The 26,660-nt window shown below is 38.9% G+C and carries 30 protein-coding genes; 16 read left to right on the top strand and 14 right to left on the bottom strand.

Features of this window, described 5'->3' with window-relative positions:
• Positions 1–11 precede the first annotated feature (11 nt).
• Genes traM through KO02_RS14465 form a run of 9 tightly spaced genes read right to left on the bottom strand, consistent with a single transcriptional unit; the run spans position 12 to position 7,533 of the window.
• Complete coding sequence (traM, locus tag KO02_RS14425) at positions 12–1,346, bottom strand: conjugative transposon protein TraM (protein ID WP_034727217.1); 1,335 nt, start codon at positions 1,344–1,346, stop codon at positions 12–14.
• A complete protein-coding gene (locus KO02_RS14430; RefSeq protein WP_019974903.1) occupies positions 1,333–1,620 on the bottom strand; it encodes a hypothetical protein in 288 nt (95 codons plus the stop codon). The genes traM and KO02_RS14430 overlap by 14 nt, the downstream gene beginning before the upstream one ends.
• Before the next feature lie 19 nt (positions 1,621–1,639).
• Positions 1,640–2,068: a hypothetical protein gene (locus tag KO02_RS14435; RefSeq protein WP_019974902.1), complete on the bottom strand. Its 429-nt coding sequence runs from the start codon at positions 2,066–2,068 to the stop codon at positions 1,640–1,642.
• Positions 2,069–2,080: 12 nt separating this feature from the next.
• On the bottom strand, positions 2,081–2,704 hold the full coding sequence (gene traK, locus KO02_RS14440) for a conjugative transposon protein TraK (protein WP_038699372.1): 624 nt from the start codon (positions 2,702–2,704) through the stop codon (positions 2,081–2,083).
• A gap of 21 nt (positions 2,705–2,725) precedes the next feature.
• The gene (gene traJ / locus KO02_RS14445) at positions 2,726–3,721 is read right to left on the bottom strand and encodes a conjugative transposon protein TraJ (protein ID WP_034727213.1); all 996 of its coding nucleotides are present in this window, start codon (positions 3,719–3,721) and stop codon (positions 2,726–2,728) included.
• 2 nt (positions 3,722–3,723) lie between these two features.
• A complete protein-coding gene (locus tag KO02_RS14450) occupies positions 3,724–4,356 on the bottom strand; it encodes a DUF4141 domain-containing protein (protein WP_019974899.1) in 633 nt (210 codons plus the stop codon).
• A 26-nt stretch (positions 4,357–4,382) separates the two neighbouring features.
• On the bottom strand, positions 4,383–6,887 hold the full coding sequence (locus tag KO02_RS14455) for a TraG family conjugative transposon ATPase (protein ID WP_034727207.1): 2,505 nt from the start codon (positions 6,885–6,887) through the stop codon (positions 4,383–4,385).
• The gene (locus KO02_RS14460; protein WP_034727204.1) at positions 6,884–7,216 is read right to left on the bottom strand and encodes a DUF4133 domain-containing protein; all 333 of its coding nucleotides are present in this window, start codon (positions 7,214–7,216) and stop codon (positions 6,884–6,886) included. Before KO02_RS14460 ends, KO02_RS14455 begins: the two co-directional genes overlap by 4 nt.
• 11 nt (positions 7,217–7,227) lie before the next feature.
• Positions 7,228–7,533 (bottom strand): DUF4134 domain-containing protein, encoded by a 306-nt coding sequence (locus KO02_RS14465; protein WP_026706465.1) that lies wholly within the window; start codon positions 7,531–7,533, stop codon positions 7,228–7,230.
• A 189-nt stretch (positions 7,534–7,722) separates the two neighbouring features.
• Between KO02_RS14465 and KO02_RS14470 the strand changes: the two genes are divergently transcribed.
• From KO02_RS14470 to KO02_RS14480, 3 genes are all read left to right on the top strand, one after another.
• A complete protein-coding gene (locus tag KO02_RS14470) occupies positions 7,723–8,034 on the top strand; it encodes a hypothetical protein (RefSeq protein ID WP_026706464.1) in 312 nt (103 codons plus the stop codon).
• A gap of 85 nt (positions 8,035–8,119) precedes the next feature.
• On the top strand, positions 8,120–10,291 hold the full coding sequence (locus KO02_RS14475; protein WP_038699376.1) for a TonB-dependent receptor: 2,172 nt from the start codon (positions 8,120–8,122) through the stop codon (positions 10,289–10,291).
• Positions 10,292–10,294: 3 nt separating this feature from the next.
• Positions 10,295–11,089: a cation transporter gene (locus KO02_RS14480; protein ID WP_026706462.1), complete on the top strand. Its 795-nt coding sequence runs from the start codon at positions 10,295–10,297 to the stop codon at positions 11,087–11,089.
• A 60-nt stretch (positions 11,090–11,149) separates the two neighbouring features.
• Here the strand turns inward: KO02_RS14480 and KO02_RS14485 are convergent, their stop codons facing one another.
• The 5 genes from KO02_RS14485 to KO02_RS23610 form a co-directional block, all read right to left on the bottom strand.
• Positions 11,150–11,785, bottom strand: coding sequence for a hypothetical protein (locus KO02_RS14485; protein WP_038699378.1), 636 nt, complete (start codon positions 11,783–11,785; stop codon positions 11,150–11,152).
• 12 nt (positions 11,786–11,797) lie between these two features.
• On the bottom strand, positions 11,798–12,103 hold the full coding sequence (locus tag KO02_RS14490; protein ID WP_038699380.1) for a DUF3408 domain-containing protein: 306 nt from the start codon (positions 12,101–12,103) through the stop codon (positions 11,798–11,800).
• The gene (locus KO02_RS14495; protein WP_038699382.1) at positions 12,103–12,507 is read right to left on the bottom strand and encodes a DUF3408 domain-containing protein; all 405 of its coding nucleotides are present in this window, start codon (positions 12,505–12,507) and stop codon (positions 12,103–12,105) included. The genes KO02_RS14490 and KO02_RS14495 overlap by 1 nt, the downstream gene beginning before the upstream one ends.
• 13 nt (positions 12,508–12,520) lie before the next feature.
• A complete protein-coding gene (locus KO02_RS14500; protein WP_038699384.1) occupies positions 12,521–13,288 on the bottom strand; it encodes a ParA family protein in 768 nt (255 codons plus the stop codon).
• A 247-nt stretch (positions 13,289–13,535) separates the two neighbouring features.
• Positions 13,536–13,784, bottom strand: a complete 249-nt coding sequence (locus KO02_RS23610; RefSeq protein WP_144243333.1) for a hypothetical protein — start codon at positions 13,782–13,784, stop codon at positions 13,536–13,538.
• 220 nt (positions 13,785–14,004) lie between these two features.
• Between KO02_RS23610 and mobA the strand changes: the two genes are divergently transcribed.
• The 13 genes from mobA (at position 14,005) to KO02_RS14575 (ending at position 26,651) form a co-directional block, all read left to right on the top strand.
• Entirely contained in the window at positions 14,005–14,442 is a 438-nt protein-coding gene (gene mobA / locus KO02_RS14515; protein ID WP_038699390.1) for a conjugal transfer protein MobA, read from the top strand.
• A 2-nt stretch (positions 14,443–14,444) separates the two neighbouring features.
• A complete protein-coding gene (mobB, locus tag KO02_RS14520) occupies positions 14,445–15,728 on the top strand; it encodes a conjugal transfer protein MobB (protein ID WP_038699391.1) in 1,284 nt (427 codons plus the stop codon).
• A 75-nt stretch (positions 15,729–15,803) separates the two neighbouring features.
• Complete coding sequence (locus KO02_RS14525; RefSeq protein WP_038699392.1) at positions 15,804–16,532, top strand: hypothetical protein; 729 nt, start codon at positions 15,804–15,806, stop codon at positions 16,530–16,532.
• A gap of 97 nt (positions 16,533–16,629) precedes the next feature.
• Positions 16,630–18,633 (top strand): conjugal transfer protein MobC, encoded by a 2,004-nt coding sequence (gene mobC, locus KO02_RS14530; protein ID WP_200878670.1) that lies wholly within the window; start codon positions 16,630–16,632, stop codon positions 18,631–18,633.
• Between the two features lie 387 nt (positions 18,634–19,020).
• Positions 19,021–19,314: a hypothetical protein gene (locus KO02_RS14535; protein WP_038699394.1), complete on the top strand. Its 294-nt coding sequence runs from the start codon at positions 19,021–19,023 to the stop codon at positions 19,312–19,314.
• A 74-nt stretch (positions 19,315–19,388) separates the two neighbouring features.
• Positions 19,389–19,685: a hypothetical protein gene (locus KO02_RS14540; RefSeq protein ID WP_038699395.1), complete on the top strand. Its 297-nt coding sequence runs from the start codon at positions 19,389–19,391 to the stop codon at positions 19,683–19,685.
• A 103-nt stretch (positions 19,686–19,788) separates the two neighbouring features.
• Positions 19,789–20,517, top strand: coding sequence for a LytR/AlgR family response regulator transcription factor (locus KO02_RS14545; RefSeq protein ID WP_038699396.1), 729 nt, complete (start codon positions 19,789–19,791; stop codon positions 20,515–20,517).
• Positions 20,507–22,417 (top strand): sensor histidine kinase, encoded by a 1,911-nt coding sequence (locus KO02_RS14550; RefSeq protein ID WP_081918392.1) that lies wholly within the window; start codon positions 20,507–20,509, stop codon positions 22,415–22,417. The genes KO02_RS14545 and KO02_RS14550 overlap by 11 nt, the downstream gene beginning before the upstream one ends.
• A 65-nt stretch (positions 22,418–22,482) precedes the next feature.
• On the top strand, positions 22,483–23,715 hold the full coding sequence (locus KO02_RS14555; protein WP_038699398.1) for a serine hydrolase domain-containing protein: 1,233 nt from the start codon (positions 22,483–22,485) through the stop codon (positions 23,713–23,715).
• A 194-nt stretch (positions 23,716–23,909) separates the two neighbouring features.
• Complete coding sequence (locus tag KO02_RS14560) at positions 23,910–24,638, top strand: hypothetical protein (protein ID WP_038699400.1); 729 nt, start codon at positions 23,910–23,912, stop codon at positions 24,636–24,638.
• 12 nt (positions 24,639–24,650) lie between these two features.
• On the top strand, positions 24,651–25,250 hold the full coding sequence (locus tag KO02_RS14565; protein ID WP_038699402.1) for a hypothetical protein: 600 nt from the start codon (positions 24,651–24,653) through the stop codon (positions 25,248–25,250).
• 10 nt (positions 25,251–25,260) lie between these two features.
• On the top strand, positions 25,261–25,494 hold the full coding sequence (locus KO02_RS14570; RefSeq protein ID WP_038699404.1) for a hypothetical protein: 234 nt from the start codon (positions 25,261–25,263) through the stop codon (positions 25,492–25,494).
• The gene (locus tag KO02_RS14575; protein ID WP_038699406.1) at positions 25,491–26,651 is read left to right on the top strand and encodes a hypothetical protein; all 1,161 of its coding nucleotides are present in this window, start codon (positions 25,491–25,493) and stop codon (positions 26,649–26,651) included. The genes KO02_RS14570 and KO02_RS14575 overlap by 4 nt, the downstream gene beginning before the upstream one ends.
• The last annotated feature ends 9 nt before the right edge of the window (positions 26,652–26,660 follow it).

Genomic DNA, 26,660 nt, shown 5'->3' on the forward strand with positions numbered 1-26,660 from the left:
TGAGTTCAATATTATTTTTTAGATACAAGGAAGACCTGATGCCCCGCTTTTAGCGTAACCTTTGGGGTTCTTACCTTTTTGGCGAAATAGCCCGAAACACCCTGTACCACGCCACGGCTTAAATCAGCAGCAACCTGTTGTCCTGCATTCTGCGTGAGCATTATGCTTGTTCCCGAAGTCTGGCTCATATTGCCCGCCATTTCGGTAAGGGCGTTCATTTCGGGCGAATACGGAACGTACAAGCCTTGCTGTCCGTCCAAATCGTAAATGGTAATATCCACCGGAATGATGTTGCCCTCTAATTCTACGGAGGTAATTTTTAGCTGTAATCGACCTCCCTGAAATTTAGCGTTAGCTGTTACAATCGTTCCTTTTGGAATGGTACGTTGAGGCGTTTGGGCTGGCTCTAACAATCGCAATCGTACCCCTGTTTCGCCGATAACCGTTTGTGCATCGTGTACACAGGCTTTGATACTGTTTTTCGGTTGTGCCGTTTGCTCAATAGAACCTGCGGTATAAAAGCCCCGGTTTCTTGTTTCGCTCCAATCGGCTAAAAAGGCACTGTCCGTAGGCTCACGATACAAAGCGGAAACGGTGTTCTTTCTTGTAGGTGTGAATGCCACAAAATGCTCCTTTTGAGTTGAACCTGCGGTAGCCGTACCTGCATCCTTAGCAGGTGGGGCTTCTGTCGAATTTGTACCTGTTGGCAGATACTTTGCCGCCATCTGGTAGGATTTCTCCATTAGGGCAAGCTGGTCATCAACGGTTACAGATTTAGGTACATCTTTCTCGGCTAATTGTTCTTTTAGTTCGTCCAATTGCCTGCGGAGTTCTGTTGTTTCAGAGTTGTTATCCTGATAAAATGAACCCAATGTGCTTTGTGCATTGCGGTAACTGCTCAATGCAGGATTGCCGTTTCTTCCCGAACCTCTGCCAACGCCATAGCTGCTGTTTTCGTCTTCTTCGGGAAATTCATCATTAGGCTCTTTTTTGTCTTCAGTATTCCAATAGTCAGAAAGCGTGGTAAGTGCATTGCGTTTTTCTTGCTCTTTGCGTTCCAGCATTTCCAACTCGTAAGCCTTGCCTTTGTCGGCAGGCATTCCTGCTCCGGTAGCCTCCGGTACTGCATCGTTCAGCCCAATGTTCTCAATTTCCTTTTTGTCTGCGGATGGTTTAAATATGAGGTACATACAACCTACGAAGACAATTCCCATTAAGCCAAAGATGAGTGGCTTTTTGAGCTTTTCGGCTTTGTTCTGTGTACCGTCTTGCAGTCCATCAGTGGTTGCTGCCGGGCTACCCTCGGTTACCCGAACAACCGACTTTTTGTTCTCATTTTCTTTCATAAATCTTGTTTTTTAGAATTGTTGATAATGTGTCCTGCAATCTTGCAGGACTTTCACTTTTTTTGAGGACAGGGTTTTCGATATGCTCGATGACCATATCGTTACCCGACTTTGAGGTATCGTACCATACTTTGCAAATGACACCTGCCGTAAGCAGTAGATACCCCACAAAAAAGTAAAGTGTGTATTGGTGCTGTTTCCGCAAGGGCAATGCCCGCCAGCGTTCGTCCAGCTTGTCAAAGTACCTGTCCATATTTGCTCTTAGTTTTTTCATAACCTTACTATTTCTGTTGTTATAGCTTGAAACGCTTAGGACTTTGACCTGCCTTTTGCTTCGGTTCTTCATTGACCAAAGCGACTGCCTCAACCGCTTTGGGTGCGGATATGACTGACAGGTTTGTCAGTTCCGATTTTTTCAGCAGTTGCCCAAATTGGTCTTTCCTTGCAACCTCCATTCTGTTAAGCGAGAATTTGCCGTTCAGGTATTTTACCCACATACTGCATTCTACACTTGGCTTGTCTTCGCCCGACCATTGCAGGTAGCCCGTCAGCAACAAGTCCTGTTTAGGCAAACTATCTGTACCTTTTTGGCAGTTTTCGAGGTATTCGCCGATACTTTCCTTCAACTTTCCAGCATACGCTCCCTGCGTATGGAAATAGCCGTTATATCCTTTATCGGTAAGGATTTTTGCAAACGTGTTTAAATCTGATAATGCTTCCATAAGATTGTTTTTTTAGCGTTCGATAACTTCTATATCCCTGTTTTCTATCACTGCAAACTTTTCGATGTTGAAGCCTTGCGGGTTGTTGTCCGAACGGACAGAGTTCACGAGATAGCAGGAAGTAATCAGGTTACGCCTGGTCACGTTGCTCGAACGGATAATAAATTGTTTGGCGTAGGTACGCACCGCATAAGGATAGGTGTCGAAATTGCACACGACACTATCCACCTCAATGCGTTGCTGTACATTCCCCGAAATAATCCTGCTGTAATAGCCCTTTTCCGACAGGTCTTTGTAATAATCAAAAGCTGATTTATCGGCAAGGTTGAATGCCCTGCTCATATTGCTTTCGATAGCGTTCTTGTCGGGAGCAAGCGTAAAAAAGAGTTCGTGAAAACGCCTGACGTGTTCCCTTGCTTCCACAGGTCGGTTGATACTTGCATCTTGCGATAAGGCAAGCATCAACGATTTTCCATTATCCAGCACATAGATTTTTTGGCGTTGTTCGTCTACAAAGCTGTAAGATTTCCAAAGTGAAAATCCTACCACGCTTAGGCAGAGAACGGCAAATACAATGGCATACAGCCGTATTTGCCTAAAACTGTTTTCGATATTTCTTAATGTTTTAAATTCCATTTTTAAATGATTTGATTGTTTTTATTTCCCCATTAACTTGCCACCGATATTTCCAACTGCCGAACCTGTTCCTGCTCCGGCGATATTTCCGGTTTTCATTGCGGCTTGGTTTACGTTACGGGTAAAGTTCCCTGCACCGCCTGCCTGAATAATCCAGCCTGTTACCGTTGGGATAGTGAAGTAGCCCACGATACCGATTATCATAAAGATGATGTACACGGTATTTGAGGTATCAGGAATGTAAGTCGGGTCGGCAAGCATTGCTATATCCTTTTCGATAATGAGGGATTGTATTTTGGCAAGCATAGAGCTGAACAGGTCTGCCACAGGCAACCACAGGTAAACGCTGACGTATCGGGTCAGCCATTGCGTGAGCGTGGACTGAAAACCGTCCCACACGCTTATCGCAAAGGCTATCGGCCCGAGTATGGACAGGACAATGAGAAAGAACGTCCTTATGGTATCAATAACCAAAGCTGCCGCCTGAAACAGTACCTCTAACAGATTGCGAAACCAATTCTTAATAGCTTGTTCGGTTTGGTAGGCAAACCTATCCATATACATTCCCGACATCGTAATCAAATCGCCGGGCGACCAGCCCAATTCTTCGAGCTTTTTATCAAATTCCTCATTTGATACGAGATAGGCTGTTTCAGGATTTCGTAGCATAGCTTCCCGTTCGAGCAGGTCTTTTTTCGCCTGCAAATCGTTGAGGTCAAGCACCTGATTTTCGAGGATTGTGTGAGTACCCTGTACCACCGGACTTAACACGGCATTGATTGTTCCCAATACGATAGTTGGGAAAAACATAATGCAAAGCCCCAAAGCGAAAGGACGGAGCAAAGGGTACATATCAATGGGTTCAGCCCTGCTCAAAGCCTGCCATACTTTTATGGCAACATAGAACAAAGCCCCCAATCCGGCTATCCCTTTAGCCACTGCCGCCATATCGGCGGACAGTGGGAGCATCTCATCATATAATGAGCGTAGGACTTCGTGAAGATTTTGAAATTCCATAACTACCAGTATTTTTGGTTAGGAGTTCCATAGAGGTCAAGCACTCTTTTGGTATTGTTCTGCTTTTTTGCTCTTAGAATACTTACAGAGATATTCTTATTGGTATAGTAGCGTACCAAGCTGTGGTATTCCTTTACTTCTTTGTACACTCTATCAATAATATCCATACGCTCTTTGTCGTTCAGCGAAAGGCTTGATGAGGTTACAATCTGTTTGAGTTCTTTCAGCAGTTCGGTACTTTCATTCAGCAATGCCGAATAACCATTGCTGATAGCTGCCAATTCCTGTGCAGAAAAATTCGGGTCGTTCATCATCTTACCGAAGTTGGTAACATACATTTCGGATACGTCACCGACAAGCAATACAGTCTGCTGTACCTTACGTGCATCTTTTACAAGATTATTTACAGCTTGTAGCTTGTCGTAATACTCCTTACCCTGTTTATACACCTTTTCCACTTCCTTGAAATTTTTAATTACATTGGATACCGTGGAAGAAGTCTGTACGATTTCATTCGCACTGTTGAGAATACCTGATGCCAGATTTGTGGGGTCGGTTACTACCCATTGTGCTTTTGCGGACGGTGCTACGGCGAGCATTAGTGCCGTACACACCATAAAAAGGAACTTTTTCATTTTTATGAATTTTAAAATGTTAATGACTATTGATTTGCTTTGTCACGCCTTTGCATTGCGATATGCTTAATGGCGAGTTCTACGTTACCGTCCAATTCGGAAGCTAATTGCATTACCTCCATTTTTTCGGTTTCTTCTGTCGTGTATGCGAGGTATTCCTCCAAACTAACTTCGGTGGCATAGACTGCCGAGTTCGTACCACCTAAGCCAATCCAAACCTCTTTGTACAGTCGGCTTGCATCGTTGTTCATATTGATAGAAAGTACCTGACCTTTTTCCTTATCTGTAAGCCCCAACATTGCCTGTATGTCATCGAATTTATTCATATACTTACGCTGGTCTAAGAGGATTTTACAGTCGGAATTGTTGATGATACTTTCTTTTACAATGGGCGACTGGATAATATCATCTACCTCTTGCGTAACGACAATCGCCTCTCCGAAGAATTTGCGGACGGTTTTAAATAAATATTTTATATACTCCGCCATTCCTTCTTTGGCAATCGCTTTCCACGCTTCTTCAATCAGGATGAGTTTTCGGATACCTTTCAGCCTCCGCATCTTGTTGATAAAAACTTCCATAATGATAATTGTGACTATGGGAAAGAGGATTTTGTGGTCTTTAATCGCATCAATTTCAAACACGATAAAGCGTTTGGAAAGCAGGTCTAACTGCTTATCGGAGTTCAACAGATAATCGTACTCTCCACCTTTATAGTAGGGTTCGAGAACGTTTAAAAAATTTGCTATGTCAAAGTCTTTTTCCCTTACCTGTTTTTCTTCGAGTACCTTGCGGTAATCGCCCCGTACATACTCATAGAAACCGTTAAATGATGGGTAAACATCGTCCGTTTTGATACGTTCGATATAGCCGCTTACGGCATTGGAAAGAGCAACCTCTTCAGAACGGGTTGGCGGTTCATCATCACGTTTCCAGAGTGTCAGTATTAAAGTCTTGACACTTTCACGCTTCTCAATGTCGAACACGCCATCATCGGTATAGAAAGGGTTAAAGGCAATGGGATTGTCTTCGGTGTATGTAAAATACACGCCGTCTTCGCCTTTGGTCTTTCCTTTGATGAGTTCGCATAAGCCCTGATAACTATTCCCTGTATCCACCAACAGGACGTGAGCACCCTGTTCGTAGTATTGCCTTACCATATGATTTGTGAAGAACGATTTTCCCGAACCCGATGGCCCCAAAATGAATTTGTTGCGGTTCGTGATAATCCCACGCTTCATTGGCAAATCCGATATATCCAAATGGATAGGCTTTCCGGTCAGGCGGTCAGCCATTTTGATACCGAACGGAGAGGGCGAATTGTGGTAGTTGGTTTCTTCCGTGAAGAAGCACAAAGCAGGCTCAATGAATGTGTAAAAACTTTCCTCGCTCGGAAAATCGCCTGCATTGCCCGGCATTCCAGCCCAAAACAAAGTGGCTACGTCCGTAGTGTTGTGGCGAGGCTTACACTCCATCAATGCCAATGCACTACCGCAATCGTTCTTTAACTGTTTCAGCTCCGCAGGGTCTTCCGACCACGCCATAATGTTGAAGTGTGCCCTTATGGAAGAAAGACCGAACGAATGTGCTTCGTTCAGGTATTTTTCTATCCACTCTTTGTTGATTTGGTTTGCCCTGCTATACCTTGCCAAAGAGTGCATATTCCTTGCAGACTTTTCAAACTTTTGCAGGTTGTCTTCGCTGTTATCCAAAAACAAATATTGGTTGTAGATATGGTTACAGCTAAGGAGTAATCCCACAGGAGCAGCGAACGACAAACGGCAGTCGCTCCGGTCGGTGGATAGCTTTTCAAAACGGGTATCAGCCGATACCGTTCCGGGCAAATCGTCTGTATCGGACAAGGTGTGCAGGCTCAACCTTTTGTTTCCGATACGGACTTCTTCCGTTCCGAGTGCGATGTCCTGCATCGGTGTTCCGCTTTCCCTTGACAGGGTTAGGTACTGTTCCAACAATCCCTGCTTTTCGTCCGTTCCGATGATTTCATCTTCGGTAAGGCGTTGCAGGGTTATGAAACCGCTATCGTTCACGATACGCTCAAACTGTGCCACGGCTTCCATAAAGCGGTGTATCGTTTCCTTGTTCCTGATTTCCTTTGGTATGAGCGTACCTTTGCAAAGCGAACTGAAGTTGCTTTGCATACGCATTCTTTCCTTAGTGGTCTTGGTCAGGAACAGGTAACAATAATGGTTCAGAAATGGTCGCTCATTAAAATGGCGTTGGTAGGATTTAGCCAAAAAACTTTGGTCTTCCTTTGCCAAATCGGGAGCATAGCTTTCTTTGATGTACCAATCCTGTTTGTGGATGACCGTAAAATCCGGCAAGGTCTTGATAGCCTTATGCCAGGCGGAGTGAATAGCTTCGTATTCCGCCGATGCTACCGTAAACAGTTCCGGCAAACGAACCTCAAAGCAGGCGGTAATGTCCGCATCTTTGGAAAGGATGCAGTTGTTTTCTACTGCCAACAAAGGAAATTTGTTTTCCAGCGTTGTTGTCTTTGCAACGTTTCTCATAGGGCATTCGATTTAGGAGTGAATTTTAAATAGCGGTGTACAGGCTTGCGACAAATGATGTATCGGGGATGTCTTTTTCCTGCCCCGATTTTCATTAGCCCGTGCTCGCCATATTTCCTGTTCAGTGAAAAGGTCTGCCATACAATCAGCGAAGCACCACCAGCACCGAGAAACAGGCAGATGTAAGAGTTTATTCCTGCCATATACAGTATCATCACGAAGATGAGCGTGCCGAGCAGCCCACCTGCGAAAATGAACAGGTATTGTGCTTTCAGACCCTTAAATTCCACCGTTCTTCCTATGCCTTTGTTTATGTTGTAATTGTTCATAAACTAGAGGATTAAAGAAAGAATGAACGCAGGATGGTAGCTGCCACGATTAAAAAGATACACGCACCAAACCAGCTTGCCGCAGTTTTGGATGTATCGGGGTCGCCCGAACTGAATTTGTTGTACACCTTAACGCCTCCGATTAACCCGACTACTGCACCTATGGCGTAGATTAATTGGGTTGCGGGGTCGAAATAAGACGTTACCATTTGGGTAGCCTCGTTGATACCTGCTGTACCGTTTCCCTGTGCGAAAGCACCAATTCCTGACAGCATAGCCACGGCTGCCAGCAAAACTTTTTTTCTCTGTTTTTCCATAACTGAAACACATTAATTTGTTATTGTTATCCCGCACCTTGCGGGCTTTCGGGACAAAGGTGTTTCAGAAATTAGAGCGTTATAAGAAAGTGGCAGTCAGTGGAATTGTTTGGCGGTGGGTGGCGTTATAGAGATGAAAAAAAGAGGATATATATTTATTGGACAATGTTTATTTACTATCTTCGCAAAATGAAATTTATATCTTTAATATTAGCCGTTTATGTATTGCTGTTATCAGCAGTACCGACTTTTATTGAGGATAAATGTATGCAGGAGCATACAACCGAGCAAGGACAAAACGGACAGGAAGACCAAGATTGCAATAAGGGTTGTTGTTCGCCATTTTTTAGCTGTAATACCTGTACGGGATTTGTTTTAATTACTTTTCATTTTTCGGTTACACATTCAGTAAAAGAACCGCAAAGAAAATTAGGAACAATGCCAACACCGCCTGTTTCTGATTTTCCCTTTTCCGTTTGGCATCCCCCACAGCTTGTTTAATATCTAGTGCTTTCAGCACAGTTTATTTCCTGCGGTGCTTAGCACCGCTATAATCCATTTATTCATATTAAGCATCATTTTTACAATGAAAAAAATACTTATTGTGTCATTTTTTATGGCACTAAACCTTTGTGTATATGCACAAAATACGTTCAAAGCTGTAATTAAAGACAGTGAAAAAAAAGAGCTTTTAATGGGCGTAACCGCACAGGTTACGGGAACTACAATCGCAACAACTTCAGATGAAAACGGACAAATCATATTAACAGGTATTCCAAACGGTTTGCAGGAAATTCAATTTAGTTATGTTGGTTTTGCCCAACGTACCGACAGCTTTAATTTTCCGTTAAAAGATACAACCCCGATTGAAATCCTACTTTCTGAACAATCGGAAGATTTGGAAGAAATCGTTATTTCATCAACAAGAAGTACAAGAACTATCCAAAATATCCCTACAAGAATTGAATTTATCGGAGGTGAAGAATTGGACGAAAAAGGCAATATGAAAGCAGGGGATATTCGTATGCTTTTGAGTGAGAGTACAGGTATTCATGTACAAACCACATCGCCCACAAGTGCCAACGCAAGTATTCGTATTCAAGGGCTTGACGGACGATATACGCAAATCTTAAAAGACGGTTTCCCGATTTATTCGGGTGCTTCAAGTGGGTTAGGTTTGTTGCAAATCCCACCCCTTGACTTAAAGCAGGTGGAAGTTATCAAAGGTTCAACTTCCACGCTGTATGGTGGTGGAGCAATAGCAGGTCTGGTCAATCTGATTTCCAAAACACCAACGGAAGAAAGGGATTTACGCTTTCATTTAAACGGAACATCGGGCAGAGGTTTAGACATCAACGGTTTTTACGGACAGAAGTTTAAGAAAATCGGAACGACAATATTTGCTTCGCACAATCGCAACGGAGCTTACGACCCTGCACAAATCGGGCTTTCTGCCATTCCCCAATTTGAAAGGTATGTACTGAACCCTAAATTATTTGTTTACTTCAATGATAAAACAAAAATGAACTTTGGTATCAATACCACCATTGAAAACCGTTTGGGTGGCGATATGCTCTACATCAAAGGCAAAGGAGATAACACCCATCAATATTTTGAAGAAAACAAAACACAGCGTTATTCCACTCAATTTGTTTTTGACCATACTGTAAACGAAAACAGTTTTGTACAATTCAAAAACAGCGTAAGTTATTTTAACCGCAATACGGCTATTCCGAATTACGAATTTGAGGGAACGCAGACCGCTACTTTTACGGAAGCAAGCTATACGCACAGCAAAGAAAAATCGGAATGGGTAACAGGCGTTAATATTTGGACTGATAATTTTAAAGAAAAACAGATTACTGCATTTCCGTTGAGGGATTATACTCATACCACATTCGGGGCTTTCGTTCAAAATTCTTTTAAGGCTACCGATTGGCTTCAATTGGAAGCAGGTTTAAGGACGGATTATGTGATTGATTATGGAGCTGTTTTTTTGCCAAGAGTATCGGCATTGTTTAAGATTGCAAATGGATTGACTTCACGTGTCGGGGGCGGATTTGGCTACAAAACACCAACCATTTTTACCGAAGAAAGCGAACGCATACAATATCAAAACGTAATGCCTATTAACGATAAAACCAATAAATTAGAAAGGAGCTACGGAGCAAATGCAGACATCAACTACCGTACTAATATAGGCGATGATTGGACATTCAGCATAAACCAATTGTTTTTTTATACTTATCTGGATAATCCTTTGTTGCTTCAAAATCCATCTGCTAATCTTTATCAGTTCATCAATTCATCGGGCTACATACATACTAAAGGAACAGAAACCAACGTAAAAATAGGATATGATGATTTGAAACTGTTTCTGGGCTACACCTTTACCGATACCCGATTGATTGAAAACGGAACAACTACCGAAAATCCATTAACCCCAAAACACCGTATTAACTCTGTACTGATGTATGAAATTGAGGATAAATGGAAGATTGGTTTAGAAGCCTATTATTTCAGTCCGCAAAAGCTCAATGACGGAACAATAGGAAACGATTATTGGACATGTGGCTTTATGGCTGAAAAGATTTGGGAAAGATTTTCTTTATATATCAACTTTGAAAACTTCCTTGATACAAGACAGACACGTTTTGATAACATTTATACAGGTACTATAACCAACCCTGTTTTTAAAGATATTTATGCACCATTGGACGGATTTATAATTAACGGAGGAATAAAATTTAAACTTTAAAAGATGAACAAAACAATATTCAATATTACAAAAATGGATTGCCCAAGTGAGGAGCAGTTAATCCGTATGAAACTGCAAAACTTTGATACGGTAAAATCATTAGAGTTTGATATTCCAAACAGAAAGCTGAACGTTTATCACAATGGAAATCCCGACCCGATTTTAACGGCTTTGGGAACACTAAACCTGAATACTACATTGATTTCAACTGAAGAAAGCAATGCAATTTTTGAAACAGATACAAATAATAACCAACGGAAACTACTTTGGACTGTACTGATTATTAATTTCGTTTTCTTTGGATTGGAAATGGTGTTTGGCATTTTTTCCAATTCAATGGGTTTGGTAGCTGATAGTTTGGATATGCTTGCGGACAGTATCGTTTATGCTTTGGCTTTATTCGCTGTGGGTGGAACAATAGCAAGGAAAAACAACATCGCCAAATTTGCAGGGTACTTTCAAATCCTATTGGCTGTTATTGGTTTTGTTGAAGTTATCAGGCGTTTTTTAGGCTTTGAAAAAATGCCCGATTTTCAAACTATGATTATCGTTTCTGTTTTGGCACTAATGGCAAATATATTTTGTCTTTACCTGTTGCAAAAGAACAAAAGCAAAGAAGCCCACATACAGGCAACTATGATTTTTACATCAAACGATGTTATTATCAATTCGGGTGTTATCGTTGCAGGGCTTTTGGTTCATTGGCTCAATTCAAGCTATCCCGATTTGATTATCGGAGCTATTGTATTCTTAGTTGTGGCAAGGGGGGCATACAGAATATTGAAGTTGGCGAAATGAGTGAGAAAAAATTGAGCCTGAAAAACTAAATTTCAGGCTCATTTAAAATCTTCTATTTTTTTACACAAACTCCCCAATGTCAAAATCATTCAAATCATTTTTCCGCAAAGTGGAAGAACCGGCTTCCGTTTCAGATGAGAGTGTGCTATCCAAAAGCTCGGCAATTTTTAGGGAGGCACCCTCGATGGAATTTTCCAGCAGGCTGAATAATTCAGTCCCCTGTAATCTTTGAACTATATCTACCGCTGTTTCCTTTTGTGATTGTTCCAAATTCTCTTTTTGGAGCAATGCACCTACGGAGCTTAGTTCTTCAAAGGTAACCCCTTGGGCAAGACTGTTATCGCCACCAAATATTCCGTACCTGTTCCATTCTTCTTCCTCTTCCTCCAAATCAGGCATATTTCTGAAAACTTCGTCCAGCTCTTCCTTGCGGATTTGAATGCCGACGTTTTCATTTTCGTCGTATTCAATGTCTAAATTAGCAGGGTTTATCTCCGGTTCCTCAATTTGGCGTTCATTGGCAGTGTTTGGCACTGAAAGGCGTTCTAAGGGTTTAGGTTGTCCCATAATATCGGGCAGGTTCGGATTGACTGTCTTCTGCGAAGGTTCTTGCTTTGACCTTTTATGAATGACAATCTTATCCTGCAAAAGCAGGACAATGACTATCAGCAGGCATATCACAATTACTATTTCCATAACGTAGGGTTTTTAAAATAAGCCTTTGTATTTTTCGTTGAACTCCTTTGTAATCATATCTTCAAACACTTTAAAATGATGTTCAAGAATATTATTGAGATAGGCAAACAAGGGTATTTTATCATCGCCTATAATCTGTACAATGCGGGTTAAACGTTCGTGATGTTCAGGACTTAGGTATATACTTTTATTGCCTCTTTTCTGCATTTTATTCATTTGCATAAATGTGTTTTCATAGGTTGTTTTAGTCGTATTGCTAACTGTATCGGAGCTGTTGCCGGATACAATAGCATTCCTGTTCTTTTTATCTTTCTTCATTATAGAATGGGTTTAAAATGTTCGTTGAAATAATTGGTAATATCGTCCCCGTACTCCCTGAAATGATTTTCAAGAATGTTGTCAATGTAAGAGTAGAGCGTAGTTCTTTCTTCCCTTGTCAGTTGAACGATGCGGAGCAATCTTTCGTGGTATTCAGGGCGTATGTAAACCACCTTTCCGTTACGCCCCGATGGAAACCGATTGACCAAAAAGGTTTCCTCATAATCCGCTTTCTTTGATGAACTGTTACGGGCTTTTTCCCTGGTCTTTGTTTCCTTTGGTACATCCTGCTGTTTATTATTGCTTGGTGTAGCAACAGGCTCATCGCCACTTATAATGTTCATAAGATATTCCTCATCAACATTGGGCTTTTCAAAATCGTTATTTTTGTTGTTTGAAGCCATACTTTACTATTTTTTATAGATGAGTGATTTTTAAAAACTCCTCGACAAATAAATCCATTTTGGTTGCTTTCATTAACTGTGGTTCGGCAGGCAGCAAACTTGACCGGAATACATAACTGCCTGTGTCGTCTGTTTCCTTTCGGAAACGCTTGCTGTCCATTATTCTTGTTTCCATTATGGGCAGGTTGAGTTCTTTGATGACACTTTGATATGCATCATACAAACCTGTTTTTTCCCTGCCGTCCACTTGATTCCAAAACAGCCACATCTCTTGTTCGGGATTGCCCTCGTCCGTTTGGGGAAGTCCGAGAAAGGCTTTGGTAAAGCCCAATGTACTTTCCACTACCAAACGGTCGGCAGTAATGGGCGAAAAGATAAAGTCCATTTTTTTTAAGGTGGTCAGAACGCCTTTGGTGTTGGCTGTTCCCGGCAGGTCGAAGAAAATCACATCTGGTACAACCGCCGACTGGCTTCTATATTCCGAAGCTTTCTCCAGAGCCGTTTCAGCTTTGCATTTAATAATCGGGTACGCTTTTTTGTTGATGGCTTGAAACTGCTTCATTGCCGCTTTTTTATGGTAGTCGTTCTGCATTATTGTTCTCTTATCCCGTTCACGCATGTTGTTCAGGCTGTGTTGCGGAAAGTCGCAATCCAATACCAGCACATTAAAACCTAAACGGTAGTGAAGAACACTTGCCAACAGGGTTGTCATCGTAGATTTTCCCACACCGCCCTTTTGGGTGGAGAAGCTGATTTTTAAAGTTTTCTTTGTTGTTTCCATTATTTAAAAATTTATTGTTACACACTTTATTTGTTTTGCAGGATTGAATATTGGTTTATCTGATTATTACCTCATTCCTATATTCCTATATTCCTGCATTCCCTTTTGGGTACTTTCCTGCACAGGTATTTGCTTTCATTTTTGCCTTGTCAGGTACATTCTTTGGCAAGTGGCAAAACTTGCAACAGGTAAATTGCTTTACCGCTTTTATGCTTTTACACTTTTATTGTTTTATGCTTTTAAAACCTTATGCTTTTATTCCAAACTGCCTGTTTGCAAACCTGATTTTCTTCTTTGTTGAAATACTTTTTTTACTACCTGCACTAAAATTATACGGCAAATAAAGCGATTGATTTAACCGCTGATTGAGCTGTGGCAGTGTTTGGCGTTCAAAGGCAGTGTTTGGCACTGCTATACAGTACAATGCTTTCGTAAACAGGGCTTTACTTTGTACAATGATTTTTATTAATGGATTTATGCAAAATTCTTTTGACAAATCGGAGGGTAACGGGAACGGCATCGAGCCGTTTTTCCCTGTTACATTTAATCCGGTTCCGCCTTTTTTGGCGGACGGATTTTTGTGTTCAACGGAACACGGCAAGTTGTGTTTTGAGGCACTCGAAACCGAGTTAGTGCCTCAAAACAACTTGCCCTGCTGGGAGCTAAAAAACACTCTCCAAAGTCGAGGTTTTGTGTAGATTAAAAATAGATTTGTGATGAATGATAACAGTAACAAAAAACATAATAAGGGCGGACGGACACCTAAAACCGACCCAAGCATCCACCGTCACGTTTTCCGTCTTACAGACGAAGAGAATGCCAAATTTTTATCGCTTTTTGAAGCATCTGGAATGCCCAATAAAGCAAAGTTTATCATTTTCCTGCTGTTCAGTAAGGAAATAAAATCGGTTAAGATTGACAAAGGAACAATTGATTTTTATATGCGGTTGACTTCGTTTCACAGTCAATTCCGTTCCGTAGGCGTGAATTATAATCAGATTGTAAAGCTGTTGTACCGTCATTTTTCAGAGAAAAAGGCGGCGGCATTTCTCTACAAACTGGAAAAACAGACGGCTGAAATGGCGATGTTATGCCAAAAAATCATTCAGATAAGTGAGGAATTTGAGGCGAAGTATCTGAAAAAACAGCCTTAGAAATGATAGCGAAAATTGGTAGAAGCGGAAATTTATATGGTGCATTGGCGTACAATCAGCTCAAAGTGGTGAATGAAAACGGGCAAATTTTGTTCGCCAATAAAATCATTGAAACCGCTAACGGTCATTATTCCGTTGCACAATTAGCACAATCTTTTGCTCCTTACCTGATAGCCAACCGTAATACAGAAAAGCATACGTTGCATATTTCTCTCAATCCTGACCCAAAAGATACCGTTAGTGATGATAAATTCCGTGAAATGGCACAAGAATATATGCAGGAAATGGGGTACGGGCAACAGCCTTTTCTGGTATTTAAACATACCGATATTGACCGTACGCATATTCATATTGTATCGGTTTGCGTGGATGAAGAGGGCAAAAAGATTTCAGATAAATTTGAGAAAAGAAGGTCTATGAATGTGTGTCGTGAACTCGAAAGAAAACATGATTTGATTCCTGCAACAGATAAGGGACATCAGCAAAATAACAAAGTTCTTAGTCCAGTAGATTATCAAACTGGCGATATAAAAAGTCAAATCGCTTCGGTAGTTCGTCACCTCCCGAATTATTATAAATATCAGACTTTGGGAGAATACAATGCCTTGCTTTCCCTTTTCAATATTACCACCGAAAAAGTGGAAGGTGAATTGCAGGGCGAAATGAAACAGGGTTTATTGTATATTCCTTTAAATAAAAATAGCGAAAGAGCCGGACATGCGTTTAAGGCTTCTTTGTTTGGTAAAGATGCAGGGCTTCTGGCTTTGGAATTGCATTTTACAAAATGCAAAGCGGATTTGAAAGACCACCCTACCAAAAAGACCTTACAATCATCCGTTACCCTTGCTCTGAAAACCACGGGCGATGAACAAGCATTTAAAAAGCAGTTATCGGAACAGGGCATTAACGTAGTCGTGCGCCGGAATGATACAGGACGTATTTATGGTATCACATTTATTGACCACAATTCAAAAGCAGTTTGGAACGGTTCACGTTTGGCAACAGAACTTTCTGCCAACACCTTTAATGATTATTGGAACAATAACATCAAACCAGATATTAAAGAATCTACCGTTTTACAACCCAAACTATTCACATCAAATGATGCGGATCTTCCTGCGGCAGAACCACACCATTTGTTCGACTTCTTAACGACGGACAAACACGAAGACGGTTTAATTGAAGCATTAGGTGGCTTGCTACCCGAAGCCCAGGACGAAGATTACGAGGAACAGAACTTTGCAAATAAGATGAAGAAGAAACGCAAACGCAGAAGAAATCAATAATTTGTCTGTGCAGGTTTCTTGCCTTATGAAAAGCAGATAAATGAAAAATCTTTATAACTTGCAATTAAAATCAAAATGTTAGAAAGCCTGCCCTTATATATCCCGTTTATTTTCGCGCTGACAACCGTCTTAACGCTTATATTATTCTACTGGACTATTAAAAACTCAAATTCCGAAAAGGTACAGCAGTACTCGATTAAAATTTTAATCGGTTTAATAGTATGGTTGGCTATTCAGGCTGTTTTGACACTTCTAAATATTTATAGTTCAAACATTGAATATTTCCCGCCTACTATTTTATTATTTGGGAGTTTGCCTACAATATTTATAATAATCGGTTTGTTTTTAACTCAAAAAGGGCGACTGTTTATTGACAGCTTACCACTAATAAATCTGACTTATCTAAATATAGCAAGAGTGCCTGTGGAGCTTGTATTGTTCTGGCTTTTCTTAAACAAAGCTATTCCCGAACTAATGACCTTTGAGGGAAGAAACTTTGATGTTCTTGCAGGAATATCAGCACCTATATTTGCATACTTTGGGTTGACTAAAAGGAAAATTAGCCGGAAAGTAATTTTGCTTTGGAATTTTATATGCCTTGCACTTTTACTAAATATTGTAATAAATGCGTTTTTATCCACACCATCTCCGGTGCAAAAATTTGCATTTGACCAACCAAACATAGCCATATTACATTTTCCTTTTAGTTGGTTACCAACTTTTATTGTTCCTGTGGTTTTGTTTGGACATCTGACTTCAATTAGGCAACTATTAAAATATAGGGAGAGATTAATAAAGAATTAGTAATCAGCCAAATACCGCCACTCAAAGCCATTGACTACCACATTCTTATAGCCACGTTGCACAACCTTTAAATTCACGCCCGAACTAAAAAATTAAAATAATGCAGGGAGAAGACGATTTGAGAGGGCTTGCCAAGATAATGGCATTTATGCGGGCAGTAAGTATTCTATTAGTACTGATGCACCTTTATTGGTTCTGCTACGGGTTCTTTTTAGAACGTGGTTGGACGTTAGAAGTAATCAACAAGATATTAAGCAATTTCCAACGGACGGCGGGTTTGTTTTCACATACTTTATATACCAAAGTATTCGCTTTGGTATTGCTGGCTTTGAGTTGTTTGGGAACCAAAGGCGTTAAGAACGAAAAAATAACCTGGTCTAAAATATATGTGGCTTTGGGTATTGGCTTCGTCCTGTTTTTTCTAAACGCATCTTTATTAAAGCTGTCATTAAATACCGCGACATTTCTTTATATCCTTACCGCCGCTTTAGGCTATATCGCTCTGATGGTCGCCGGAGTTTGGATGAGCCGACTACTCCGTACCAATCTGATGGACGATGTTTTCAATAACGAGAACGAGAGCTTTCAACAGGAGACCAAGTTGATGGAAAACGAATATTCCGTCAATCTGCCCACTAAATTCTATTACAAAAGCAAATGGAATAGCGGTTGGATAAATATCGTCAATCCTTTTCGGGCAACGATTGTCTTGGGAACTCCGGGTTCAGGAAAATCGTATGCCATCGTAAACAATTACATCAGGCAACAGATTGAGAAAGGTTTCAGTATGTACATCTACGATTTCAAGTTTGACGACCTTTCAACAATAGCATATAATCATTTATTAAAGCACGGAGATAAATACAAAGTTCAACCCAAATTCTACGTCATCAACTTTGACGACCCACGCAAGAGTCATCGTTGCAATCCGCTTAATCCAGATTTTATGACAGACATATCTGATGCTTATGAAGCGGCTTATACTATAATGCTGAACCTCAATCGGAGCTGGATACAGAAGCAAGGCGATTTCTTTGTGGAAAGTCCAATCATCTTATTAGCAGCAATTATATGGTATCTGAAAATCTATGAGGACGGCAAGTATTGTACATTCCCACACGCTATCGAATTGCTGAATAAAAAATATTCAGACGTATTTACTATTCTTACTTCATATCCCGATTTGGAAAATTATTTATCGCCCTTTATGGATGCGTGGCAAAGTGGCGCACAAGACCAATTACAGGGACAGATTGCATCTGCAAAAATTCCTTTGTCAAGAATGATTAGTCCACAGCTATATTGGGTTATGACAGGCGATGATTTTTCCTTAGACATCAATAACCCGGCAGCACCTAAAATTTTATGCGTGGGTAATAATCCCGACCGTCAAAATATTTATTCGGCAGCTTTGGGCTTGTACAATTCAAGAATTGTAAAGCTCATCAACAAAAAGGGGCAATTAAAGAGTTCAGTTATCATAGATGAGTTGCCAACAATATATTTTCGAGGATTGGATAATCTTATTGCAACTGCGAGAAGTAATAAGGTGGCAGTTTGTTTGGGTTTTCAGGACTTTTCGCAATTAATAAGGGATTACGGAGATAAGGAGGCAAAGGTTATCCAAAATACGGTAGGTAATATTTTCAGTGGCCAGGTTGTGGGAGAAACGGCAAAAAGTCTTTCGGAGCGTTTCGGAAAAGTATTGCAAAAAAGACAAAGTATGACGATTAACCGTAATGATAAATCTACTTCTATATCCACACAATTAGATAGTCTCATTCCTACATCTAAAATATCTACTTTAACACAGGGCATGTTCGTGGGATCTGTATCGGATAATTTTGATGAACGTATCGAGCAAAAGATTTTCCACGCAGAAATTGTTGTAGATAATGAAAAGGTTGCTTCCGAAACCAAAGCATATCAAATGATACCGGAAATTTTATCTTTTATCGATAGAGATGGAATTGATACTATGAAGCAGGACATAGAAACTAATTACAGGCAGATAAAAAAAGATATCATTCAGGTTATTGAATTGGAGCTTGAAAGAATCAAAAATGACCCTGATTTACAGCATTTGGTACAACATGGATAATTTAATATAGAAATGAAATCGGCTAATTAAATTGCTACTGTCCTCGTTGAGGATATAATACTGATGATCAGGAAACTATACTTAGGTGCCACTTTTCCACCTACACAATAGATATATAGTTCTTTATTTTTATCTTATGTACATAAGACCACTATATATATTTATTTCTTCTTCAAGATGATTGGATTTATATCCTCAAGCGTTAAGGTTTGATATCTTACATTTAGTAATTGCTGGAAATATGTTATTGATTGAATAGCAGCGTTCGTTAATCGGATGTTACTTTTAGATAATTTAGGAGGCAATAAAGTAAATTGTTGTTTATATTTAAGTCTACAAATTCCACTTAGTTACCAATATTATTGGGATGCAAATTGAATTAGAATAATGACATTACTTCCTGAAGATATAAATACTAGAATTAGCCAACTTTTTCCGAGTTCGACGGATAGGCAACGCGTAATAGAACTTTTAAAATCACTTTGGGTAACACCTCTAAATGTTGGCGCGGATCAATTGGCCAGAAGTATTTTGGTTCTATCAGATGGACAACTGTCAGAAGTAGAACATATTTTTTTGACACATTTTTCAGGTGATCCAAGGGACATAATTATACAGGCAGAAAGTAAAATCGGCAATCCGGGATATTACTTTAATCAACCCTTTGTTGATAAAAAATAATAGTGCCATCCGATGATTGGCATACTAATTTATTAACAGTTTATAGAAGCCTAAGATAATCGAAAAAAGGCAGTATGAGTAATTATATCAAAGAATTAAAAGAAGATCTAACGGTAAATAGGTGGAATGATAAAGATGGGAATTCGTATGGAATTCGTGTATTAGGTCGAGGTGAAAGTTTATTTTTTCAAGAAAATGAAAAAGCACTCCTGTGTGATATTGATGCCGCATATGCCATTATTTATGTAAAATCAATTAAAAACTGGGAAGGAGAAAAAAAGATGAATGTACAAGAAAGGGGGCGTGTAATCGCGTTAATTGAAAAATATTATAAAGAGGTCTACAATCCCGGCGTAGAACTTCACTTATGAATTGCGTGTTTTTTAATATATTTACGGGGCCTATAAAGTAATAAAATTCCTACTTTTTTATACTGACGGCAATAAAACCAAAAGTTAAAAAATATTTGATACAATGGCTAGGATTTTTATAGTTGAAGATGAAGTGGGTATACGCGAGGAGTTGATATTTCTTGTGGGAGCACGTTCCGAAGATCATATTGTAGGTACCTGCGGCTCGATAAAAGAAGCAATGTTGCTCATTCCATTGGCAGCACCTGATATTTTATTGATGGATATTGAATTATCTGACGGCCAAAGTTTCGAAATTCTAAAAGACCTTCCTGAGACACCTTTTCAGGTGATTTTTATAACTGCTTATGAGCATTATGCACTACGTGCCATAAAAGCGGGAACATTGGATTATTTATTGAAGCCGATTAAAGAAAAGGAATTGTATGATGCTCTAGATAAAGCCAATGGGCAACCTACTATTTTGCATGCAGAACAAAAAGAAATTCTCTTCAATAAGCAATCTACAATGTTGGTATTGAAAACGCTTAACGAAACGTATTTTGTACGCCATTCCGATATTTTATATTGTAAGGGAGATGGAGGGTATACAACATTCTTTCTTCAGGATGGTAGAGAGATTACCACAAGTACTACACTCAAAGAATATGAAATGTTGTTGCCCGAAACGATGTTTCTAAGAGTCCATAAGTCGTATTTAATTCGTTTAAATCAAATTGTTTCCTACCACCACGACGGATTAGTCATATTACAAAGTGGCATACGCATACCAGTATCTATGCGCAAAAAAGACCTACTAATGCAGAAAATGATATATAGAAATGACCAATAAGTTTGTCCAATATCTTGAGTTGGTTATGATAAGTTCTATTTTATTATTGCTTATTTGTTGCCAGCAAAAAAGATCTGGAGTAAAAGAGTTTACGAATCTGGATTCTTTGATTGAGAGAGTACAGAAGAATAATCATCCAGAAAAAGAAATACCAGCCTTAAAAAGGTTGATTGACAGTTCTCTTGTCGATAGTGTAAAACTTACTGAAGCCTATTTTTATCTAAGTTATTGTCTGCATGCTGATCAACAAGACTCAGCATCGACAGCAGCAATTAAGAAATCCCTTGATCTATTGCCTTTATCGGAAAAGAATGGCATACTGGCTGCAACCAATTATTATTGGATGGGTTATTTAGAAGAAAAGAAAGAACATTATTATGCAGCAACATATTACTACACACAAGCGGCTTATCTTATTGATGCAGGCAATTTGAAGCTAAGCTTTCCAAAGTCTTCCGCTTTTATTTTATATTGGGCATCCGAATTAAACAGGCATAACAACAGAAAGGATTTATCTAATAAATTTGCAAAAAAAATGCTTGTTCTTGTAAAGGAAGATACCACTGTAATGGCAAAAGAGTTGTCTGTCGCCGCCAACTTGATTCTTTCAATGGGGTATGTGGATCATACCGGACTTGCTAACGATTCAGTTCGGTTTTACTTAAATCAGGCATACCAAATAAAAGAAAAAACCAAACTTGCCCGTATAAATAGGAATTATTATCAAGTAAAAGCTAATGTATTTTATGAAAGTAAAGAATTAGACTCAGCCCTTTTCTACCAATTAAAAGCCCAGAAAGCCGATACTGCGAATGCTTTTATGGTGTATAATAATTTATTGGGCATATATGTAGAAAAAAACCAATTATCAAAAGCACGTGAGGCAGAACGTGAAGTTATCAAGCGATTAAGCCAATTTGATGCTGATGATTACCTTATATATCTGGAAAATAAAATTGGTTTTGCTATTGCTCGTGGCGATTATAAAAATGCACAATCAGGATTTGAAGAATATATTCAAAAAAGAAAAGAGCGAGAACAAAATGAAAATCGGAAGGCTGCTAACGAAATAGCCTCTGTATATAAAATGGTTCAAAAAGATCAAGAGATAGGATCATTAAATGAAAATATAGATCATGTAACCACTCAATTGAAATTTAACAGGCTCTGGCTTCTTGTTATAGTACTTTTTTCACTTTTGCTCTTGATCACGCTGTTGTTGTTTATATTTGAACGAAGACGAAAAAAAATATTATTAGAAAACAGACGTGTATCAGACCTGAATAATAAACTTGAGCTGGAGCAACGGTTGCTGAGAAGCCAGATGGATCCTCATTTTATTTTTAACTGCCTTGCTGGTATCCGTGCTTTAGTGCGACAAGGACAAAATCAAAACACATTAATTTATTTGGATCATTTTTCGGTACTAATGCGTGAAAAGCTTACTGCCGCCAATGAACGTGATATTGACCTTAAGTCTGAAATTGGTTTTTTAGAAAATTATTTGAAACTGCAGCAAATCAGATTGCCCGGCAAGTTCGATTATCTATTTGAACTGGCTGATGATGTTGCGGATATGACCGATGAAATTGAAATACCCGCAATGCTCATCCAGCCGTTTCTGGAAAATGCAATCGTACATGGATTTAAAACGATTACTTACAAAGGACATATACTAATTAGTATAACTATTCATGACGAACTTTTAACGATTGTTATCTCAGACAACGGTTCTGGTTTAGGTAACGAAAAAAAGCAATTTAATACTTCACGAGCGACACAGATTGTGCGGGAAAGAATACAGATTTTACAAAAAACACAGTGTGAGGAGGCGAGTTTTTCTATCAGGTCGAAAGATGATGGACAAGGCACAGTCGTACAGTTGCAGATTCCTGTGTAATAGATTTGTGGAGTGTAAAAACCAGAATGCGAACAAAATAAATTACACCAAAAAAATAACAGACAATGCAAAAACTATTTTTAATACTTGTGCTTCCCATAGTATTGTTTTCGTTTCAACAAAAAAGTGAGACTAGCCTCGAAAAAAAAAGCATAACAAAAAAAGATACCTTATCTAAAAACTTAAGAACTGCTTATAAAAAAGATAAGATTGTTGGGTTTTCAGTCTCTATCGTAGATGAGAAAGGGTCAATTTACGATAAAGGATTTGGATATACAGATATTAATAAAAATAAGGCATACACCTCAAATACCATTCAAAACATAGCATCCATATCTAAAACCCTAATCGGAATATCCTTATTTAAAGCACAAGAATTGGGAAAATTAAATTTAAATGAGCCTATCAATAAATACCTCCCTTTCAAGGTTATCAACCCAAATTATCCTGATGTTCCAATCCTTATTAAGCATTTGGCATATCATACATCATCCATCATTGACCTTGATGAGATTTATGCAAAATCGTATGTTCTAACAAAAAATGAACACGATAAAAATGAAGGTGTTTACGACTATTTTAATAAACCCGAAACGAATATATCACTGTTAAATTTCATGCAAAACAGTCTTACTAAAGATGGGAAATGGTATACAAAAAACTCATTTTCAAATGCAAAACCAGGGGAAAAACGTGAATACTCCAATATAGCAGCAGCGCTTTGTGCATTGGTCATAGAATCTGCAACCGGACAAGATTATCGTTCTTTCACGAAAGATAATATCCTAAAACCATTAGGGATGAATTCCTCTGGCTGGTCAACAAAAGATATTGACCAAACAAAGCGTTCCAGATTGTTTGCAAACAAGGAAAAGATGATTGCTGAATATTCGCTTATAACTTATGCTGATGGCGGATTTTTAACATCGAGTAGTGATTTAGGATTATTTTTATCGGAATTAATCAAAGGTTATGGAGGAAACGGAATACTATTAAGCCAAGAGAGCTACAAGAAGCTATTTGAAAAACATAACCTTTCGGAGAACGGAAAAAGTGAAGATTATGGCGTTTTTATTGAGTTCCGTAATAGATTTTTAAAAGTTAAAGATGATATGATTGGCCATAATGGTTCTGATCCCGGTGTATTTACAGCGATGTATTTTAATCCCAAAACTAAAATTGGTAAAATAGTACTGGTTAATACCGATACGGATTTTAGTACTGATGTTTGGCCCGAAATAGAAGAAATATGGAAATCATTATCAGATTATGAAAATACAATAAACAAAATTGAATAAGTAATTTCAGTTGGGTATTATGATCAATTTAAGCCTTTCAAAATGCTTCTCATTTCACATTTGATTGCTCAAGTGCTACATTCGTTCACCAAATGTAGGTATTGCTTAATTTCTATTCCTTTAATCAAATCTATTCTCTTTATTTGTTCCGTAGAATAGTACTTTAGGAAATGAGAATATCCCCGTATTTATTGATGTTTGTCCTTGTTTGGACTGCATTATATAACACAGATGCATCAGGACAAGTTGAGCCGAACGAAGCGAAATTGGTTTCACAGATAATGGCACTGGATGCAGCAAAATCGGAAGCTGAAACCGATTTCGCAAATTCAGCATTTGTTCAGAGTCTACAACAGCAATTGATCTTACCCAAAACGTTTTCTTTTTCATTCCCAAGATTGTCCGAATATGTGAAGATAGTGAGCTCTGCTGATGATCAAATCAGATTTTACAGTTGGCAACTCCCCGTTGACGGTAGCCGGCGCCGCATCCAGGTCATTGCTCAGTTCAAAACAAAGAAAGGTAAGATCGTTGTTCAGCAGCTGCAATATTTCGGGAAATCAGATGAATATACTTTTGCCGAGAATGGAATTTATGCTGTTTATCCGATTAAATATGCCAATGAAATGGCTTACCTCACCTTCGGATGGGGAACCTACGGTCAGGGAATACAGCATAATGTAGTCTCTCTGTATCGCATTGAAAAGGATAGCTTGGTCAAAGCGCTCGATGGGCTGCCTCAACAGAAAGAAATTATGATTCAATATCCGCGGAATGCAGATTGCAAATTACGATATGATGTAAATTCTCAAGAACTATCCTATAATTCGTATATCCTACATAAAGACAAAGGCTATTATTATCCCGATGGAAATACGATTAGGCTCAAGCTCAGGGAAACAACAGGTTTTGTTAAACAATAAACGATTGCAGATATGAATAAGTGGATTTACCTTTTCTGTTTTTTCTTAGTTTTTTCAAGCTGCGAATTACTTCGAAATCGCAGTAATAAAACCAAACCAAAGGAAGTATATACTTATTATAAAAAAGACTTTAAACTCCCTGTAAATAGCCCACTAAGGACAGATGGAATATATTATAGAGCGAGTAGAGAAAAATTTGATTATAAAAAAAAGACATACGATAGATATTACAAGCAACGTGTTCATCCTGCAATTGGCCAAAACCCACCTAAAAATGACACCACTATTTATTTTAACAGATGGTATTATTATCAGTTTTCACAACATGGCGATTGGATTAGCTCAGGAGGCTATTATAGTAAAGAAGAAATGTTGGCTAAGGCCTCTCCCTTTAGTTCAACAAGAGACTATCCTGTTTATAAAATTGAAGAAGCAGACACAAATACTATGATTTTAGGTTTGGAAATGTATAACTGGTATCGGAATGATTTCACCTATCAGCAAGCCAAAGCAGAAGCTGATAGTTTATGGATCACGGGCAAAACCAAAAAGGGTGAAAAACTTAAATTTGAAGGAAAACCATATATTTTTCATCCTTTTACAACTAAATAACAGTTCCTTTATGAAATGGATTATCATTCTTATAAAAATTAGTATTGCGTTGCTATTGGTTTACCTGATTTACCTTTTGGCAATTACGCTGCCTGATTTTATGACCGATTATAGGATGGGCCGCGAAGGAGATGAAGCTGGGCTGAATAATATGGTCATTACTTATTTGGTACCGATACTATTGGTGCCAGGGTTGGGATTAACATTTTTATTGATATGGTTGAGAAAAAAGAATAATAAATGAAATTTACTCCAACAAAAATAGCGGCATTATTGACGTTAATGCTAGCTTCTATCCACCTATACGGACAGCAGACACATCGTCCAGCCGTAAAGGATGTCTTAGAAAAACAACTTCTGGAAGGTACTTCTACAAATCCGGCATCCATAGATTATGATGTAGAAGATTTGGAAGCAACATTGCCCATCATCAAAAAGCATTTGATAGATGCAGGATTTAAATTCCCTAGCCAAGAAATATTTGCTACCAAAATACAAGAAGTATTTGGGCGCACCATCGACTATCAGTCGCCACGGCCATACCTTCGGGTCGATTTGTTGGAGAGATGCAATCGTGATTTATCCTTTTTTCTCGAAAGCATGTACGCAAAAGGGCTGTTCTTGATTAAAGCATCATCCTTTCTGGCTCCTTTGATAGCGATACCGCAACTCCTCGATTATCAAAAAGAATATCCTGCCTCAGCAAAAATAGAAGACCTAACCAAAACTGGTGGTGATAAAGAAATAGAACGTTGGCGAGATTTAGAGACTGGGTGGCTGTCAGAGCAACGTCAATTCAATATCCAGCGCATAGTAGCGATTAATATGTATATTTTTCAGGGGAGCAAGCTACATCAGCAATGGCTTTTGGCGCATGATAAAAATTTTGTCAATGCTTTGGTAAGCATATACGGATACACCAAAGATGATGAATTCAATCGATCTGTATTGCAAGAATCTTTCGTTGATAGTCCTCTGTCAAAGACGATGGCTGTACAGGGACTTGTAGGCGATATTGTGGTGACTAAAAACTGCATGGGAAAACTGGAAATTAAAACCGAATTGCTCCGCATAATTATGGAGATAACTTCTAAAAAGAATAACCGACTGACTCAAGGATTATTACAGTTTTTAATTAAGCAGAATGTAGGCGAAAAAATTACTTTGTCTGCCGATGAGCTTCGGCAAACCTACGCGTACCTTTCCAATTACTACGATGATTTATACATTAAAAACGAAAAAGAAGGTTTAGGGATTGATTTTTATCCCAATACCTTAATGGCAATGCTATTGGCACGGGATAAAGGTGCAGAGGATTATCTAAAATCCAACAATTATTTTGACTTAGCGCATTTGAAAGACATTATTGCCTATGCAAAGCAAGAAACCATATATGAATAAATGGAAGCG

The sequence above is a fragment of the Sphingobacterium sp. ML3W genome (genome assembly GCF_000747525.1).
In the GTDB taxonomy this organism is placed as follows: Bacteria; Bacteroidota; Bacteroidia; order Sphingobacteriales; family Sphingobacteriaceae; genus Sphingobacterium.

What these genes read in the sequence shown, in the direction of transcription:
- KO02_RS14450 (WP_019974899.1), bottom strand. Translation starts at nt 4,356, where the DNA reads ATGAAAAAGTTCCTTTTTATGGTGTGTACGGCACTAATGCTCGCCGTA.
- KO02_RS14560 (WP_038699400.1), top strand. Translation starts at nt 23,910, where the DNA reads ATGTTTGTCCTTGTTTGGACTGCATTATATAACACAGATGCATCAGGA.
- KO02_RS14435 (WP_019974902.1), bottom strand. Translation starts at nt 2,068, where the DNA reads ATGGAAGCATTATCAGATTTAAACACGTTTGCAAAAATCCTTACCGAT.
- KO02_RS14475 (WP_038699376.1), top strand. Translation starts at nt 8,120, where the DNA reads ATGAAAAAAATACTTATTGTGTCATTTTTTATGGCACTAAACCTTTGT.
- KO02_RS14535 (WP_038699394.1), top strand. Translation starts at nt 19,021, where the DNA reads ATGACATTACTTCCTGAAGATATAAATACTAGAATTAGCCAACTTTTT.
- traK (WP_038699372.1), bottom strand. Translation starts at nt 2,704, where the DNA reads ATGGAATTTAAAACATTAAGAAATATCGAAAACAGTTTTAGGCAAATA.
- KO02_RS14490 (WP_038699380.1), bottom strand. Translation starts at nt 12,103, where the DNA reads ATGAAGAAAGATAAAAAGAACAGGAATGCTATTGTATCCGGCAACAGC.
- KO02_RS14465 (WP_026706465.1), bottom strand. Translation starts at nt 7,533, where the DNA reads ATGGAAAAACAGAGAAAAAAAGTTTTGCTGGCAGCCGTGGCTATGCTG.
- KO02_RS14430 (WP_019974903.1), bottom strand. Translation starts at nt 1,620, where the DNA reads ATGAAAAAACTAAGAGCAAATATGGACAGGTACTTTGACAAGCTGGAC.
- KO02_RS14565 (WP_038699402.1), top strand. Translation starts at nt 24,651, where the DNA reads ATGAATAAGTGGATTTACCTTTTCTGTTTTTTCTTAGTTTTTTCAAGC.
- mobA (WP_038699390.1), top strand. Translation starts at nt 14,005, where the DNA reads ATGAATGATAACAGTAACAAAAAACATAATAAGGGCGGACGGACACCT.
- KO02_RS14460 (WP_034727204.1), bottom strand. Translation starts at nt 7,216, where the DNA reads ATGAACAATTACAACATAAACAAAGGCATAGGAAGAACGGTGGAATTT.
- traJ (WP_034727213.1), bottom strand. Translation starts at nt 3,721, where the DNA reads ATGGAATTTCAAAATCTTCACGAAGTCCTACGCTCATTATATGATGAG.
- traM (WP_034727217.1), bottom strand. Translation starts at nt 1,346, where the DNA reads ATGAAAGAAAATGAGAACAAAAAGTCGGTTGTTCGGGTAACCGAGGGT.
- KO02_RS14485 (WP_038699378.1), bottom strand. Translation starts at nt 11,785, where the DNA reads ATGGAAATAGTAATTGTGATATGCCTGCTGATAGTCATTGTCCTGCTT.
- KO02_RS14540 (WP_038699395.1), top strand. Translation starts at nt 19,389, where the DNA reads ATGAGTAATTATATCAAAGAATTAAAAGAAGATCTAACGGTAAATAGG.
- KO02_RS14555 (WP_038699398.1), top strand. Translation starts at nt 22,483, where the DNA reads ATGCAAAAACTATTTTTAATACTTGTGCTTCCCATAGTATTGTTTTCG.
- KO02_RS14570 (WP_038699404.1), top strand. Translation starts at nt 25,261, where the DNA reads ATGAAATGGATTATCATTCTTATAAAAATTAGTATTGCGTTGCTATTG.
- KO02_RS14455 (WP_034727207.1), bottom strand. Translation starts at nt 6,887, where the DNA reads ATGAGAAACGTTGCAAAGACAACAACGCTGGAAAACAAATTTCCTTTG.
- KO02_RS14480 (WP_026706462.1), top strand. Translation starts at nt 10,295, where the DNA reads ATGAACAAAACAATATTCAATATTACAAAAATGGATTGCCCAAGTGAG.
- KO02_RS14500 (WP_038699384.1), bottom strand. Translation starts at nt 13,288, where the DNA reads ATGGAAACAACAAAGAAAACTTTAAAAATCAGCTTCTCCACCCAAAAG.
- KO02_RS14575 (WP_038699406.1), top strand. Translation starts at nt 25,491, where the DNA reads ATGAAATTTACTCCAACAAAAATAGCGGCATTATTGACGTTAATGCTA.
- KO02_RS14545 (WP_038699396.1), top strand. Translation starts at nt 19,789, where the DNA reads ATGGCTAGGATTTTTATAGTTGAAGATGAAGTGGGTATACGCGAGGAG.
- KO02_RS14525 (WP_038699392.1), top strand. Translation starts at nt 15,804, where the DNA reads ATGTTAGAAAGCCTGCCCTTATATATCCCGTTTATTTTCGCGCTGACA.
- mobB (WP_038699391.1), top strand. Translation starts at nt 14,445, where the DNA reads ATGATAGCGAAAATTGGTAGAAGCGGAAATTTATATGGTGCATTGGCG.
- KO02_RS14550 (WP_081918392.1), top strand. Translation starts at nt 20,507, where the DNA reads ATGACCAATAAGTTTGTCCAATATCTTGAGTTGGTTATGATAAGTTCT.
- KO02_RS14470 (WP_026706464.1), top strand. Translation starts at nt 7,723, where the DNA reads ATGAAATTTATATCTTTAATATTAGCCGTTTATGTATTGCTGTTATCA.
- KO02_RS14495 (WP_038699382.1), bottom strand. Translation starts at nt 12,507, where the DNA reads ATGGCTTCAAACAACAAAAATAACGATTTTGAAAAGCCCAATGTTGAT.